This window comes from Mesorhizobium sp. M7D.F.Ca.US.005.01.1.1 (assembly GCF_003952545.1).
GTDB lineage: Bacteria > Pseudomonadota > Alphaproteobacteria > Rhizobiales > Rhizobiaceae > Mesorhizobium > Mesorhizobium loti.
Genome location: NZ_CP034453.1, coordinates 5159258 through 5174353 on the forward strand (window position 1 = coordinate 5159258; position 15096 = coordinate 5174353).

General features: G+C 63.6%; 15 protein-coding genes. 4 read left to right on the top strand and 11 right to left on the bottom strand.

What is annotated here, in order from left to right:
- Positions 1-19 precede the first annotated feature (19 nt).
- A complete protein-coding gene (locus EJ076_RS24975) occupies positions 20-442 on the bottom strand; it encodes a DoxX family protein (protein ID WP_126069623.1) in 423 nt (140 codons plus the stop codon).
- 119 nt (positions 443-561) lie between these two features.
- Between EJ076_RS24975 and EJ076_RS24980 the strand changes: the two genes are divergently transcribed.
- Positions 562-1467 carry a LysR family transcriptional regulator gene (locus tag EJ076_RS24980; RefSeq protein ID WP_126069624.1) on the top strand — a complete coding sequence of 302 codons (906 nt, stop codon included), beginning with the start codon at positions 562-564 and terminating at the stop codon, positions 1465-1467.
- 259 nt (positions 1468-1726) lie between these two features.
- A complete protein-coding gene (locus EJ076_RS24985; protein WP_126069625.1) occupies positions 1727-2878 on the top strand; it encodes a hypothetical protein in 1152 nt (383 codons plus the stop codon).
- Here the strand turns inward: EJ076_RS24985 and EJ076_RS24990 are convergent.
- The 7 genes from EJ076_RS24990 to EJ076_RS25020 all read right to left on the bottom strand — a co-directional run bounded on the left by EJ076_RS24990 (position 2873) and on the right by EJ076_RS25020 (position 10897).
- Entirely contained in the window at positions 2873-3421 is a 549-nt protein-coding gene (locus tag EJ076_RS24990; protein WP_126069626.1) for a gluconokinase, read from the bottom strand. The genes EJ076_RS24985 and EJ076_RS24990 overlap by 6 nt on opposite strands.
- Positions 3422-3423: 2 nt before the next feature.
- A complete protein-coding gene (locus EJ076_RS24995) occupies positions 3424-4410 on the bottom strand; it encodes an ABC transporter permease (RefSeq protein WP_109661069.1) in 987 nt (328 codons plus the stop codon).
- Positions 4407-5387: an ABC transporter permease gene (locus EJ076_RS25000; RefSeq protein WP_109661067.1), complete on the bottom strand. Its 981-nt coding sequence runs from the start codon at positions 5385-5387 to the stop codon at positions 4407-4409. The genes EJ076_RS24995 and EJ076_RS25000 overlap by 4 nt, the downstream gene beginning before the upstream one ends.
- Positions 5388-5398: 11 nt before the next feature.
- Positions 5399-6946, bottom strand: coding sequence for a sugar ABC transporter ATP-binding protein (locus EJ076_RS25005; protein ID WP_126069627.1), 1548 nt, complete (start codon positions 6944-6946; stop codon positions 5399-5401).
- Positions 6947-7028: 82 nt separating this feature from the next.
- Positions 7029-8156, bottom strand: a complete 1128-nt coding sequence (locus tag EJ076_RS25010; protein ID WP_109661063.1) for a sugar ABC transporter substrate-binding protein — start codon at positions 8154-8156, stop codon at positions 7029-7031.
- Positions 8157-8462: 306 nt separating this feature from the next.
- Positions 8463-9515, bottom strand: coding sequence for a LacI family DNA-binding transcriptional regulator (locus EJ076_RS25015; protein WP_206438734.1), 1053 nt, complete (start codon positions 9513-9515; stop codon positions 8463-8465).
- A gap of 152 nt (positions 9516-9667) precedes the next feature.
- Entirely contained in the window at positions 9668-10897 is a 1230-nt protein-coding gene (locus EJ076_RS25020) for an MFS transporter (RefSeq protein ID WP_109661059.1), read from the bottom strand.
- 177 nt (positions 10898-11074) lie between these two features.
- Here EJ076_RS25020 and EJ076_RS25025 point away from each other — a divergent pair, with 177 nt between their 5' ends.
- Positions 11075-11365, top strand: coding sequence for a DUF3175 domain-containing protein (locus EJ076_RS25025; protein ID WP_164548724.1), 291 nt, complete (start codon positions 11075-11077; stop codon positions 11363-11365).
- Between the two features lie 12 nt (positions 11366-11377).
- On the opposite strand, the gene EJ076_RS25030 is transcribed toward EJ076_RS25025, so the two are convergent.
- Both EJ076_RS25030 and EJ076_RS25035 read right to left on the bottom strand, forming a co-directional pair.
- Entirely contained in the window at positions 11378-12154 is a 777-nt protein-coding gene (locus tag EJ076_RS25030; RefSeq protein WP_109661461.1) for a FadR/GntR family transcriptional regulator, read from the bottom strand.
- 103 nt (positions 12155-12257) lie between these two features.
- A complete protein-coding gene (locus EJ076_RS25035; RefSeq protein ID WP_126069630.1) occupies positions 12258-13154 on the bottom strand; it encodes an NAD(P)-dependent oxidoreductase in 897 nt (298 codons plus the stop codon).
- A gap of 119 nt (positions 13155-13273) precedes the next feature.
- Between EJ076_RS25035 and EJ076_RS25040 the strand changes: the two genes are divergently transcribed.
- Entirely contained in the window at positions 13274-14212 is a 939-nt protein-coding gene (locus tag EJ076_RS25040; protein ID WP_126069631.1) for an NAD(P)-dependent oxidoreductase, read from the top strand.
- An 18-nt stretch (positions 14213-14230) separates the two neighbouring features.
- Here the strand turns inward: EJ076_RS25040 and EJ076_RS25045 are convergent, their stop codons facing one another.
- Positions 14231-15013, bottom strand: a complete 783-nt coding sequence (locus EJ076_RS25045) for a FadR/GntR family transcriptional regulator (protein ID WP_126069632.1) — start codon at positions 15011-15013, stop codon at positions 14231-14233.
- Positions 15014-15096: the final 83 nt, after the last annotated feature.

Here is a 15096-nt window from a genome sequence, read left to right on the forward strand (position 1 = left end):
AGAACAATGCCCTGTTGGTTCAATGGATGAGCGGTAGAATGGCCCGGATACGGGGATCGCGCGCGTAGAGGCCGCCCCATGTCATCGCGCCCAGAAGCAGGGAAATGATTTCAGGCGGCGACCCCAACTCACCAATGCGGACATGGGCGCAGATGGCACCTCCCAGAAACCCCGTCACCAGGATCGCGCCGAGGACGGCGGTGGTTGGGATGGCGTAAAGGATGGCGCAGGCGAGTATGATCGGACCCACGACACGGGTCAGGTCCATCGCGAACCCGGTTTCCTGCAACATGCTCGCGACCTGTGCCGGCGCGAAAAGCTGAATAGTCCCGTCGGCCACCAGAGCGATAACGACAAGCGCGCTCATTATCCGGCCGGCCCACAGGGCGCGATGCAAGGTCATAGTTTCCGGTGTCTGATGCAGGTTCACAGTTTCGGACACTTGTCATTCTCCGATGGGGAGATCCCATATTCGAAGCTTACTGTGCCTCCTAAGTGTGATAAATGCCGATGAAATGAACCAACTGTTCTCTTTTCGAGAAACAATGCCGAGGCACGAAAATGCAGAATCTCGAACCCATCCTCATTTTCACAACGGTAGCGGAAATGGGGAGCTTCACCCGCGCGGCCGATAGCCTGGGCATCCAAAAGGGGAGAGCCTCAACGGCGGTCCGGAAGCTGGAAGAAGATGTCGGTGTCAGGCTTCTGCACCGGACGACGCGCAGCGTGCGGTTGACGGAGGACGGACGCGCGTTTCATGCCCGTGCCCGCGATCTGCTTGCTGAAGTCGATGATCTGCACTCGATGTTCGCAGGCGATCGCGTAGCACTTCGCGGTCGTTTGCGGGTCGACCTTCCGACCGAAGTGGCGCGCACAACCATCGTGCCGGCCCTGCCGGATTTCATGGCGGCGCACCCCGAGTTGGAGCTGGAGGTGTCGAGTACGGATCGGCAAGTCGATCTGGTTCAAGAGGGGTTCGACTGTGTATTGCGGCTTGGACCCATAAGGGACGAGACGCTGATTGCCCGCCCACTGGGCCTGTTGCGCATGGCCAACGCTGCCAGTCCCGCCTATCTGGCGCGCCATGGCGTCCCTCGGTCGCTAGAAGATCTCCAGCGTCAGGAACATAGGACAATTCACTTTTCGACGATGCTCGGCGCGAGACCCTATGGATGGGAATATCCGGACGGCGACAGCTACGCGACGCTTCAGTTGCCAGGTGCGCTACACGTCAACAGCGCGCAGACCTACGAAGCCGCCGCCCTCGCCGGCCTTGGTCTGATTCAGGCGCCACTCTTGGGCATTGGCCGATATCTAGAGAGTGGAGCGCTTGTGGAGATTATACCCGATTTTCGTCGCCGGGCGCTCGCCGTGTCCCTCGTCGTTGCACATCGGAGCAATCTATCGCGCCGAGTCCGCGCATTCATGAAATGGATCGAAGATGTGCTGACGCCGTATATGGAATAGCGAGACAAATATCTTCGTCCGGCCCTCGAAATCAACATTCTGAAGTTATGTCTGCCGGTCGGCGATCGGCGCCCGGCGTTGCCGGCGCCAGCTCGCGCGGCACGAAGAGCTGATAATCCTCCTTGCGTCGGGTGCCGATGCCGTAAGCGGCGCGCCTGTCCCAGTCATAGCGAAATTTGCAGAAGTCTTGAGCGCGGACACAACCTTGCACGGTCCATGCCGACGCAGTAAAGCGGGGTTCGAAGAACAGGCTGGACCGATGAGGCTGTCGTGGTTCGCAAAATCCCGCACGGCCGCCCGCAAGCCGCCATCGGCAGCCAGTTTCCGCACTGAAATCATCGCCGACGTCTTTGTCCCGGAACGGGCGGAGGATGTGCGCTTTTTCAGCCGCAAACTGGATCGCCCCGGCCGGCTTCGCCGCTTTTCCAACAGAGACCTCCGCGAAAGCCTGCTGTGCGTCTTCTATCTCATGGTCGCAGCGGCCCTGCCGGTGCGCTTGTGGGCGCTGATCTGCGGCCGCGTGTCCAGGTTTCGCCTGAAGCGCCATATGCGCAAGGAGTTTCCCGCCTACGCTGCCGCCACACGCGCGGTGCTTGGCGACGGGATCGATGCGCGCAAGCTGTTCGAGGGGTTGCTGGCGGCGCGCCATCGCCGCCGCCTGCAGCTCGCCGCGCATCTGGTGGCAGGCCGCTGGTCGCCGACGATCCGGCTGGAGGGGCTGGACGGGCTGCAGTCGGCCTTGCAGCGGGGCCACGGCGCGATCCTCTGGTGCGACCAGTTCACCGCTCAGACCATCATCGGCAAGCGCGCTTTGCACGAGGCCGGTGTCGAGGCGCATCAGGTGAGCGTCAACACACACGGTATTTCCGAAACGGCGTTCGGCCTGCGTTTCCTCAACCCGCCGCTGATCAATGTCGAGAACCGGTTCCTGAAAAGCCGGGTCACCTTTGATCGCGACGACGCCTATCAGGTCACCATCCGCATCCAGAAGATCCTGAAGCAGAATGGCGTGGTGATGATGACCAACACCATCCATGCCGGCACGACCTTCACCGAAGCAGCCATGGGCGAAAGCGGCTGGACCCACCTCGCCTCGGCGCCGGCGAATTTCGCCGCCAGGGGCAGGACCGGGCTATTTGCCATGTCGACCTTCGAAGTGGTTCCGTTCATCGAATACCGTGCCGTGCTCAGCCCCGCGTTGACGCCTGAGGCGTCTGTCACCCAGGCAACGGACATGGCCAGGGATGGCACCAAGAACATGGCCGTGCAGGCGCACTACATCCTTCTCAAGCGCGACCGCCTGCTGGAGGCGCTGAAGCTCTACCCCGAGCAGATGATGACGTGGTCCCGTCGGCAGCGGCTGACCGAGGCTCAGGACAGCACCGGCATCGGCACGGACGAAGGCTCATGACCGGCGCATCTGGCGGACCGCGGCAGCGACGACTTCACCGACCGGGCGTGTCGCATCGAGCGTCAGTGCCCGCTCATCCGCTGCCGGCGGCTCGAGGATGGCGAACTGGCTGTCGACCAGGCTCGCCGGCATGAAGTGGCCCTTGCGGTTGCCGACACGCCGCCTGGCCGTGGCAGGGTCGATCTCCAGGTAGAGGAAGACGATCTGCGGGCAGAAGCCGCTCAGCCGGTCGCGGTAGCTGCGCTTCAGTGCCGAGCAGGCGGCAACCACGCCTTCGCCCTTCCCCACCGACGCCGCGATGCGCTCGCCGATCGCGTCGAGCCAGCCTTCGCGCAATTCGTCGGTCAGCGGCTCGCCGCTTGCCATGCGTGCGACGTTTTCCGGCGGGTGCAGCCTGTCGCCCTCGATAAAGGTAACGCCCAGCGCGGCCGCCAGCGCAACACCGACGGCCGACTTGCCGCAGCCGGCGACGCCCATCACCACGATGGCCGGAGGCACCGAGCCGGGAGCGCCCGTTGGCGCCTGTGCTGTCTTTTCGTCCACTGTCAGCGGCTTGCCGGCGCGCGGCCGTAGAGCAGCAGCATGGCGACGATGACGACGCCGTAGATGATCTGTCGCCCCGCCTCCGGCATCTGCATGACCGATAGGATGGATTGCAGCAGCGTAATCAGGATGACACCGGCAACGGTGCCGAGATACGAGCCGCGCCCGCCCAGGATCGAGGTGCCGCCCAGCACAACCGCGGCGATCGATGGCAGCAGATAGGCATCACCCATCGACTGCGCCGCCTTGGAAGCATAGCCGGCGAGCAGCACCCCGCCGAAGGCTGAGAGCCCGCCGGAAACCGCGAAGGCGATCATCACCACGCGGCGCGTGTCTATGCCGGAGAGATAGGCGGCGCGCTCGCGATTGCCGATGCCGTAGACGCTGCGGCCGAAGCTGGTGCGGGTCAGCACGAAGACCATCGCGGCCCCGATCAGCGCCCAGATGACGACGGCATTGGGCACGCCAGGAATGGTAAAACCGGTCGCCACATAGCGCATCGCCACGGTTGCCGAATCCTGCGGCGAGAACCCGCCAGTGTAGACCACCATCAGCCCTTGCGCGACGGCGTTGGTGGCAAGCGTGATGATCATAGACGGAATTCTGAGATAGGCGACACCGATACCGTTGACGATACCGATCAGCACCCCGCAGAAAATGCCGAACGGAATGGCCAGCGCCACGCCGAGCGGACCATAGGCGGCCGCCGCGCAGGCCATCATGGCGCCTACCGCCACCGACCACGGCACCGACAGGTCGATCTGGCCTAGCAGGATGACCAGCATCATGCCTGTGGCGATGACGCCGAGGAACGAGGCCACCTTGAGCTGCTGCAAGAGATATTCCGGCGACAGGAAACTGCGCGAATAGAGACTGCCCAGGAACAGCAGCAGCACGATGCAGGCGAAGGCCGTCAGCACCGCCGGGTCGGCGCGGCGGATGAATTTTGGCATCCGGTTGGCAATGCCGCCGATGGTCGTTTCGCTCACAGGAACCACTCCAGCCGGTTGCGGACCCGAAACAGGGCGAAGGCGCCGAGGCTGACCGCGATCAGCAGGATAACGCCCTGGAATAGCGGCTGCCAGAGCGGATCGAAATCGAAGACGAAGAGCAGGTCGCCGATGGTGCGGAAAGCCAGCGCGCCGAAGATCGCGCCGATGGCGCTGCCCTTGCCGCCGAACAGCGAGACGCCGCCGAGCACGACGGCGGCAATCGAGAACAGCGTGTAGGCGTTGCCGCTGGCATAGGCCGCGTCACCCGTATAGGTGAAGAATGTCAGGAACAGCCCGCCGATCGCGGCGAGCAGCCCGGCAAGCGCGTAGGCGGCGAACTTGCCACGCCGGATCGGCACGCCGGACATGTAGGCCGCCATCTCCGAGGAACCGGCCGCGTAAGCCGCGCGGCCGAGCACCGAGCGGCTGAACGGCACCCAGACGACGAGCACCACGGCCAGCAGCACCACCAGGCTCGCCGGCACCACGCCGAACAGCCGCCCGGTCAGCGCGTCGGCAAGGTCCTCGTTGACCGAACCGCCTGGAAAGGGTCGTAGCAGCAGCGCGATGCCGAAATAGACAGCACCCGTGGCGATGGTGGTGACAATCGGCTGCAGGCGTCCATAGATGACGATGGCACCGTTGATCGCCCCGCACAGCAGCCCGGTGCCAAGCACCGCAATGACCCCGAACGCGGTTTCGATGCCGGTGCCGATGACCAGCCACGAAGCCAGGCAATTGGTCAGCGTGAAGATCATGCCGACGGAAAGGTCGATGCCGGCGGTGATCACCACCAGCGTCTGGGCCATGGCCACAAAGGCGAGCAGCACGCCTTTGTTCGAGGCTGTCTGCACGACGTTGGCGGTGAAGCCGGCGGGATGGTTCGAGGTGTAGATGACGAACATGACGATGAAAATGCCGAACGCCAGCAGCGTTCCGCGCTGTTCGGCCAGCCAGTAGCGCCAGTCTTTCACGCGCCAATCTTTCACACACTTGCTCCCAGGCCCACCGGGCTCTCCTCGCCATGGATGTTGAGCGCGCTTGATATCAGCGCCCGCTCGGTGATCCCGGCGCCGACCAGTTCGCGCTTGACCGCCCCGTCATAGAGCACCAGCACGCGGTCGCAGCAGCCGATCAGTTCGTCATAGTCGGTCGAATAGAACAGGATCGCCGCGCCCGCATCGGCGAGCTTGCGCATTAGCTGATAGAGCTCCTGCTTGGTGCCGACATCGATGCCGCGCGTCGGATCGTTGAGCAGGATGATGCGCGGCTGGCGCATCAGCCATTTGGCGATGACCACCTTCTGCTGGTTGCCGCCGGACAGCGCGCCGACCGGGATGTCGAGGCCCGCCGTCTTGATTGCCAGAAGGCCGACCATGTCGTCGATCAGCCGCTGTTCGGTGGCGCGATCGATGATGCCGGCTTTCGACAGCCGGTCTAGCGCGGCAAACGACAGGTTCTCGCGCACCGTCATCGGCAGCATCAGGCCTTCGGTCTTGCGGTCCTCGGGAATGAGCGCCATGCCGATGCGGTCGTCGCGCGCAACGGATGGACTGGTGATCGACACAGGCTTGCCGTCGATCAATATCTGGCCGGACAGGCCGCGCAGCACACCGAAGAAGGCGAGCAGCAATTCGCGCTGGCCTTGGCCGTCAAGGCCACCGAGGCCGACGACCTCGCCTGCCCCGACAGTCAGCGAGACATTGTCCAGCCGGTCGGTCCAGGACAGCTTGCGTGCCTCCAGCACGGGAACGGCGGCAACTGCATTGCGCGCGGGTTTCGGCGGGAAAATATGGCTGTATTCGCGCCCGATCATCAGTTCGACGACTTCGTTGTCGCTCTTTGTGCCTGCCTTGTAGCTGGCGACATTGCGGCCGTTGCGAAACACCGTGCAGTGGTCGGCAAGCTCGGCGATCTCGTTCATGCGGTGCGAGATGTAGAGCAGCGCCAGCCCTTCCGAGCGCAATCGCTTGAGCACGCTGAAGATCTTGGCGACGTCGGTCGCGGTCAGTGCCGAGGTCGCCTCGTCGAGGATCAGGATGCGCGGCTTCCTGGCCAGCGCCTTGGCGATCTCGACCATTTGGCGGCGCGACAGCGGCAGGTCCTTGACCAGTGCCAGCGGGTGGATATCGGCAGCACCGGCGCGTGCCAACGCCTCCTCGGCGATGCGGCGCTGCGCCTTGCGGTCGATCATGCCAAAACGCTTCGGCGGATCGGAAATGACAATGTTGTCGGCGACGCTGAGTTCGGGAACCAGCGACAGTTCCTGGAAGATGCAGACGATACCGGCCTTGTTCGCCGCGCCTGGCGAGGCGAACGTCACCTCGCGTCCATCCAGCGTCATGCGACCTTCGTCGGGCGCGACGACGCCCGCCATGACCTTGATCAGCGTCGATTTCCCGGCGCCGTTTTCGCCGAGAATGGCGTGAATGCTGCCGGATGAGACCGAAAGCTCGGCCTTTTCCAACGCCCGCACACCACCATAGCGCTTGGATATGCCCTCCATCCGGAAGAGCGGAACCATACCGTCCATCGGCCCTCCCGAGGCACTTTTGACGACCAGGGATATCGAGTGGCCGGCGCCGCGGGAGATCCCGCGGCGCCTTGTATGCTGCCTATTGGTCCGCCTTGGTCTGGCCCATGATTTCCTGCGCGGTGAAATTTATGCCGCAGGTCGGGAAGGAGTTGCCGACGAAGAAATTGTCGGACTGGTCGGGGAAGAAATCCTGACCGGCCTTGAAGTTCGGATCCTCGACAATCGCCAGCGGCAGCTTGACCGACTGTGGGACGACGTTGCCCTCAAGTGCCGAGATCGCCGTCTTGATGGCAACCGCCACCTGGGCCGGCCCGGTGCCGGCCGATGAGCATTTCAGCCCGTCCGCGGCATGAGCGGCGCAGAACTTGCGGAAGCCATTCTCGGTCTCGCCGCCGAACGGCACGAACGGATGCTTGGCGTCGATCATCGCCTGCACGATGCCAGTGTCGCCACCCTGTCCGGTCACGCCGTCAAAGGGACCGTTGGTGGCGATTGCGTCGGCCGAAGCCTTTTGCGCAACGCCGTCATCCCATTTGCCGACAACCTCGGTGACGGCCCATTTCTTGCCGGAGGCGTCGAGAGCCTCATGGATGCCATTGTGGCGGTCGGTGTCGACTGAGGTCCCAGCAACGCCACGCACCTCGAGCACCTTGCCGCCGTTCGGCACATGCGTGACCAACCATTTGCCCCAAAGCTCGCCCAGGCCTTTCTGGTCGACGTTGACGTTGATGGCGTCCTTGGTGTCGAGAATGTTATCGAAAGCAACCAGCACGACGCCGGCTTCCTTGGCGCGCTTGATCACCGGCCCGAAGGCCGTCGGGTTCTGCGCATTGACCACGATGGCGTCATAGCCGGAATCAATGAAGTTGTTGATCGCCGAGATCTGCGCCGGCACGTCCTCTCCGGTCGAGACGACCTTGAATTCCTTCAGCTTTGCAGCAACGTCCTTCTGGGCTGCATAGGCCTTCGCAGTCTGCACCATCTGGATGCGCCATGTGTTGGCGATATAGCCATTGGCGAGCGCAATGCGGTAGGGGCCGTCCTTCTTGGGGAACTTGAAGAACTGCGTATCCGCAGCCCAGGGTGCGAAGCAATCCGGCTCGGCCGCTGGACCCTTGACGATTTCGGGGCCTGCAGCAATCGCCGATGAGCTCAACATGACAAATGCAGTGGCGGCAACGATGCCACCAACGAGTGACTTGATCATCGATATTCCTCCCAGTTGCAGTTCTGATTGTTGTTGGCTGCTGTGACGTCTCGTGCGTCAGATCTGGCACCTCCCGCTTGGCTCTGCCGCGCCTTTCGGTGGCTGAATGCCACCCCGATCCCCTCCCCTTGCTCTCCGGTCAAGGCCGGAAAAAACTATCATATTATCCATAATAAACAAGTATGAGTTGTCGCTTATATATAATAAACAGATTTTTCTGTTTATTATGAGCACCTTTCCGGCGAAAATGGTAGCGCTACCATTACGCAGTGTAAACCGGCATTCGCACAGTCGCCTCTGTGCGTTTCAACGCGCCGTGCTCTCGCGGCGCTTGAGCTCGAAACCGAGATCGACGATCCGTTGCTCCGGCCTGTTGCCGGCGATCGCCGCCAGCGCCATGGCCACCGCACGCCGGCCGATCTCATAGCGATGGGTGCGGATGCTGGTGATCGATGGAAACGCCACCTGCATCATGTCGAGGTCGTTGAAGCCGACGATGCCGATCGTGTTCGGCACCGCGATCGAGGCGCGATGGCACTCGAACAACACGCCGAGCGCGATGTCGTCATTGTTGCAGAAAACACCGTCGAGCGTCGGCACCTTGGCCAGCGCGTCGCGGAGCATTTCGCGGCCGAGCGATACGCTGGACAACACCGGCGTGGTGGTGACAAGGCGCGGGTCGAATAGGCCGGCGGCCTCCATCGCCGCGCGATAGCCGGCAAGGCGCCGCTGCGAGCGCGGGTCCATGCGGGCGCCGATGAAGCCGATGCGGCGGTAGCCGGCCTCGATCAGATGTTCAGTTGCCGCCCTGCCGCCGTCGAGATGCGAGAAGCCGACCATCATGTCGACCGGATCGGGACCGGTCTCCATGACCTGCACCACCGGGCAGCCGGCGCTTTCCAGCAGCTTTCGCGAGGTCGGTGTCTGGTCGATGCCGGCGACGATCAGCGCTGCCGGCCGCTGCGAGCCGAACAGCTGCAGCAGCCGCTCTTCCTCGAGGCCGGAATAATGGGTGTTGCCGAGCTGGATGCGGAACGGGCTGGCCGACAGGCTGTCGTAGATGCCGCGCACCACCTCGGCGAAGACATTGTTGGTGAGCGACGGCACCAGAACGCCGAACACTTCGGCGCGCGCCGAGGCCAGCGCCCGCGCATTCGGGTCCGGGACGTAACCGAGTTCGTCGACGGCGGCCTGGATCTGGCGGCGCAACTCTTCCGAGACACGCTCCGGCTCGCGCAAGGCGCGCGACACAGTGATGGCGCCGACACCAGCCTTGCGAGCGACATCGGCGATAGTCGGGCGGCCGCCGCCCCGACGCGAGCGCGGCTTGATCACAGACGCGCTCGCTCGGAAATACATCCGGCAGGGCGCGGTCGCGATACGATCGTCTTTGCTGTCGCCATCTCACCGGCCTTTTGCCGCCCCAACTTGCCTTCTGGCGTCGCGCGGCGTCCGTCGGTTGTCAAGCCAAGGCGCGTGCCGGGCGTGCGTGCGAAGATCGCTGCCTTCTTTCAGGCCATCACCGCGGCGCTGCGCCTTGCTCTCCAGAACAACAGTCCGATCGCCAGTATGTTCAGCAAATTCCAGGCAATTCCGTTGAGGAACGCAGCCGCGTAGGAGCCGGTCAGGTCGTAAATCCAGCCCGACATCCAGCCGCCGATCGCCATGCCGAAGATGGTCGCCATCATGACGATACCGATACGCTGGCCGGCCTCTTTGGCCGGCATGTAGTCGCGCACGATGATCGCGTAGCAAGGCACGATACCGCCCTGCGACAGGCCGAACACCAGCGACACCACATAGAGCGAGGCAAGCCCGTCGAACGGGATGTAGAACAGCAGCGACAGGCACTGCAGCACCGAGCCGATCATCAGTGTCCACACAGCGCCGATACGGTCGGCGAGAAAGCCCGATGCCAGCCGGCTGACGACGCCGCCTGCCATCATGATCGACAGCATGTCGGCGCCATGCGCCACGCCGTAGCCGAGATCCATGCAATAGGCGACGATATGCACCTGCGGCATCGACATCGCCACGCAGCAGCCGAGCCCGGCGACGACCAGCAGCACCTGCAACGCCGCCGGTGACAGCGAGATCGGCTGCACCGTCCGGCTTCCGGGCGAACCGGCGGCGGCTGCCGCCGGGGCACCGCGCCGCAGCATCAGCACCAGCGGCACCATGGTGACCAGGCAGAAGATGCCGATTGCCGCATAGGTGAAGCGCCAGCCTTCCGCCTTCATCAGCGTCGGCATGATGGTTGGCCAGAACGCACCGGCGAGGTAGTTGCCGGCGGCCGCCGCAGTCACGGCGACGCCACGCCGCCGGTTGAACCAGTGCGAGATATCGGCGATCAGCGGCCCGAAGATCACCGACGTGCCAACGCCGATCAGCAACCCTTGAGCAAGGGTGAATTGCAGGATCGAGGTCGACAGCGCCGCGAGCAGAAGGCCGGCGGAAAGCGCAATCGTGGAGAGCAGCGCCGGGATCCAGTAGCCCATCCGGTCGATGGCGCGGCCGACCAGCACGTTGCCGGCGGCAAAGCCGACCATGGTCGCGGTGTAGGGCATGGACGCCGCAGCGCGGTCGACGCCGAACTCGGCCTGCACGGCGGGCAGCACGACGACGACAGCCCACATGCCGACGGCGCCGATCGTCGCCAGCAGCATCGAGATGGCAAGCCGCATCCAGGCATAGGAGCTGTCGATGCCGGGGCTCGGCGGGATGTTGTCGGTTCGGGTCAAGGCGTTTCCTGTCGGCGGTCTCAGAGATCGGCTGCCGTTTGCGCCACTATCGGCGCATTCTCAGGTCGCAGCAGCGCCACAGCGGGCAAATCCGTGGCTCCAGGCCTGAGGCGAATGCAGGAACCGATGCCAGTATGCGGAGTTTCCCAACAGGCAAACCCGCAAAGGAGTCGAGCCATGACCGCCACCAAGAAAAAATGGTCGGCCGAGGTGACCGAGCACAGCGACGCGATGAATCTCGAGGATCATGTCTTTGAATCCGACGACGCCAGGAAAATCGCCGCCTCGCTCAAGCGATCCGCCGAACACAGCCACCGGCGCAAGGCCGAGCCGTTTCAATCCGCTATGTCGATGCTGAATTTTTACATCAACCGCGCCGGCAAGAACCTGCCCGCCGCGCGCAGGCAAGTGCTGGAGAACGCCAAGGACGAACTGCGCACCGCCTTCGGGCGCGAGAAGGACGACTAGAAGCGATCCGCCTTATCGGGCGCGGATGACGCCGTCGGTGTTGGCGAGCAGTTTGCGCACCGCGTTGCGCGCCGCGTCCGGCCGCTGCAGGCGGATGTTCTTCTCGATCGCCTCGTGCAGCTTCTGAGCGTGGTTGAGGTCGTCGATTTCCCGCGTCGTATAGGCAAAGAGATGATCGAAGGCGGATTCGATCAGCACGCCGAGCGGCACCAGAAGGTCGTTGCCCGAAGCGCGCAGGATGGCGAGGTGAAAGCGCGTGTCGGCGCGGGTGCGCTCCTGCAGGCTGGTCGCCGCGCCCATCTCGCGACAGGCCTGGCTGATCTCGGCCATCTGCTCGTCGGTGCGCCGCATGGCGGCAAAGGCGGTCGCTTCCGGCTCGATGATGTGGCGGAACTCCTGCACGGTCTTCAGGAACACCTCGCGGTCCGGCGACGTCGCGTACCAGGCCAGCACATCGCGATCGAGCAGGTTCCAGCGTTCCTTCGGCTCGACCCAGCTGCCGATCTTGGGACGTGACGCCAAAAGGCTCTTGGCCATCAGCATCTTGATCGCTTCGCGCACCGCCGAGCGGCTGACGCTGAAGGTCTCCGACCATTTCGCTTCATTGGGCAGGATGGTGCCGGGCGGATAGTCGCCGCGCACGATCCTGAGGCCAATCTCGCTGGCCAGAGAGGCATGGACGCTCGAGCCTGGAATGCGCGCCGCGTCGGGTCGGCGAACACCGGCCGGGCGGTCGGCGGAGGCCGCTTTCGCTGGCGATTTTTCCTTGTTCGGCTTCGCGTCCCGCATAGGTTCCAGAAAGTCCGGATTGACGAGACTGTCAAGCGCGGCAAGCGGCTTGCGCCGCAAAGCCGGCCGCTGTGCACAGATCAGCCCCTATTGCTCCCGCGGATCAGGCCTGCTTGACGTATTTGCGCCAGCTATGCTCCGGGCGGAAACCCAGCACGTCGCGCGCCTTGCGGTTGGAGAGCAGCGTCTCGTATTCGCCAAGCTCGGCCTTGACCGGCACGCCGGGGTAGAACCGCTTCAGCAACTCAGCAGTCGGCAGGTCGGAGGATGTGTCGTCATTGGCGGCATTGAACACCTGATAGCCGAGCCCGTCCTTCTCGATGGCGCGCAGCGTGATCTGGCCGAGGTCGCGCGCGTCGACATAGCTCCAGGCGATGCGCTTGCGGAACCCCGGATCGGCGAACCATTTCGGAAACAGCGAATATTCATGCGGCTCGATGACGTTGCCGATGCGCAGGGCATAGATGTCGGTGCCGTTGCGCTGCGCAAAGGCGCGTGCCGTCTTCTCGTTGACGATCTTGGACAGCGCATAGCTGTCCATCGGATCGACATCATACTCCTCGTCGAGCGGGAAATATTTGGGATCACGCGGCTCGTTGGCAAACACAAGCCCATAGGTCGTCTCGCTGGAGGCGATGATAACCTTGCGGATGCCGAGCTTCACCGCCGCCTCGATGACATTGTAGGTACCGAGCGCGTTGATGCGGAACACCTCGTTGTCGGTGGTGATCATGATGCGCGGGATGGCGGCGAAATGGACCACGGCATCGACCGGCTGCGGGCGCAGCGACGGGTCGAATTCATGCAGGCCCATATAACTCGACAGCGCGTTGAACACCTGCCCGCTGTCGGTGATGTCGGTGATCAGCGTCCGCACCTTGGGATTGTCGAGCGGCCTGGTGTCGATGTTGAGCACCTGGCAGCCTTGCTCCACCAGATACTGCACGACATGGCGTCCGGCCTTGCCGCTGCCGCCGGTGAACATGATCCGCTTCGTCATTTTGCTCTCCACATCCTCTGGGATTTATGTGTATTGTCAGACAATATCGCCATCCGCAACCACCCTCGCCTGCAAAACGGCAGCGCTTGACATCAATCATTGCAACAGGACTTGAAGACATGAACACGACTGTCGCGAGCGAAAAGATCGGCTTCATCGGCCTTGGTCTGATGGGGCACGGGATCGCCAAGAACATCGTCGACAAGGGCTACAGCCTGACCTTCCTCGGCCGCAAGAACCGCAAGCCCGCGGAGGACCTGCTCGGTCGAGGTGCGAAGGAAGCATCGACCTCGCGCGATGTCGCGGCGGCATCGACAATCGTCTTCATCTGCGTCACCGGTTCGCGCGAGGTCGAAGCCATCATTCGCGGCCCCGGCGGCCTCAAGGAGGGCTTGAAAAAGGGCTCGGTCGTCGTCGACTGCTCGACCTCCGATCCGGTCTCGACGGTGGCTCTGGCAGCGGAACTCAAGGCGCTCGGCATCGATTTTGTCGACGCGCCGCTGAGCCGCACGCCGAAGGAAGCCTGGGAAGGCACGCTTGACGCCATGGTCGGCGCGCCGGACGCCCTCTTTGCCAGGGTGAAACCAGTGATCGAAACCTGGGCCGGCCGCATCGTCCATATCGGCGACACCGGCGACGGCCACCGCATGAAACTACTCAACAACTTCATCTCGCTCGGCTACGCTGCGATCTATTCCGAGGCACTGGCATTGGCTGAGAAGGTCGGCATCTCGCCGCCGCGCTTCGACAGCGTCATCCGCAACGGCCGCATGGATTGCGGCTTCTACCAGACTTTCATGCGCTGGACGCTGGAAGGCGACCGCGACGCCCACAAATTCACCATTGCCAACGCTTTCAAGGACCTGACCTATCTGGAATCGATGGCGGGTGCCGCCGGCATCGCCAACCCGCTCGGCAACGCCACCAAGAACTCCTTTGCCGGCGCCCATGCCACCGGCCCGGCCGAGCAGTTCGTGCCGATGCTGGCGACGCATATCGCTGAGGTGAACGGCGTCGACCTGATGCCGATGAAAGATGGCAAGAAGCAGACGATTTGAGTAAAGCGCAGGCGCCGATCAACGCCGCCCTCGCCCGATCCCCTCATCGGTGTCGGCCAAAAGCTTGTGCACGGCGTTGCGCGCGGCGGCTGGACGCTGCAGGCGGATGTTCTTCTCGATCGCTTCATGCAGCTTCTGCGCCTGACGCTGATCGCCGACCTGCTGCGTCGTGAACGCGAAGAGATGGTCGAGCGCCGATTCGATCAGCACGCCGAGCGGCACTAGCAGGTCGTTGCCCGAAGCACGCAGGATGGCGAGGTGAAAACGCGTGTCGGCGCGGATACGCTCCTGCAGGCTCAGGGCCTCGCCCATTTCGCGGCAGGCCTGGCTGATCTCCGCCATCTGCTCGTCACTGCGCCGCATGGCGGCAAAGGCCGACGCTTCCGGCTCGATGATGTGGCGAAACTCCTGCACGGTGCGCAGGAACGCCTCGCGGTCGGGTGCGGTCGCATACCAGGCCAGCACGTCGCGATCGAGCAGGTTCCAGCGCTCCTTCGGCTCGACCCAGCTGCCGATCTTGGGCCGCGATGCCAACAGGCTTTTCGCCATCAGCATCTTGATGGCTTCACGCACGGCTGAACGGCTGACATTGAAGATCTCGGCCCATTTGGCTTCGTTGGGCAGGATGGTGCCGGGTGGATAGTTGCCACGCACGATCCGCAGACCAATCTCGCCGGCCAGCGAGACATGGACGCTGGCTCCCGCAAAGTGCGCGGCACCAGCCTTGCGCATGATGGCCGGACGGGAGCTGGCTTGTGCCTTGGCCCGGGCGGCACGCTTCTTTGACTTCTCGTCCGGCATCCACGTTCCAATGCGTCGGCCGTCTGTTGTCCGGACTGGTCCGGACCTGCGCGGCGCGCCGATCTCGTTGCCGAAAATCCAGA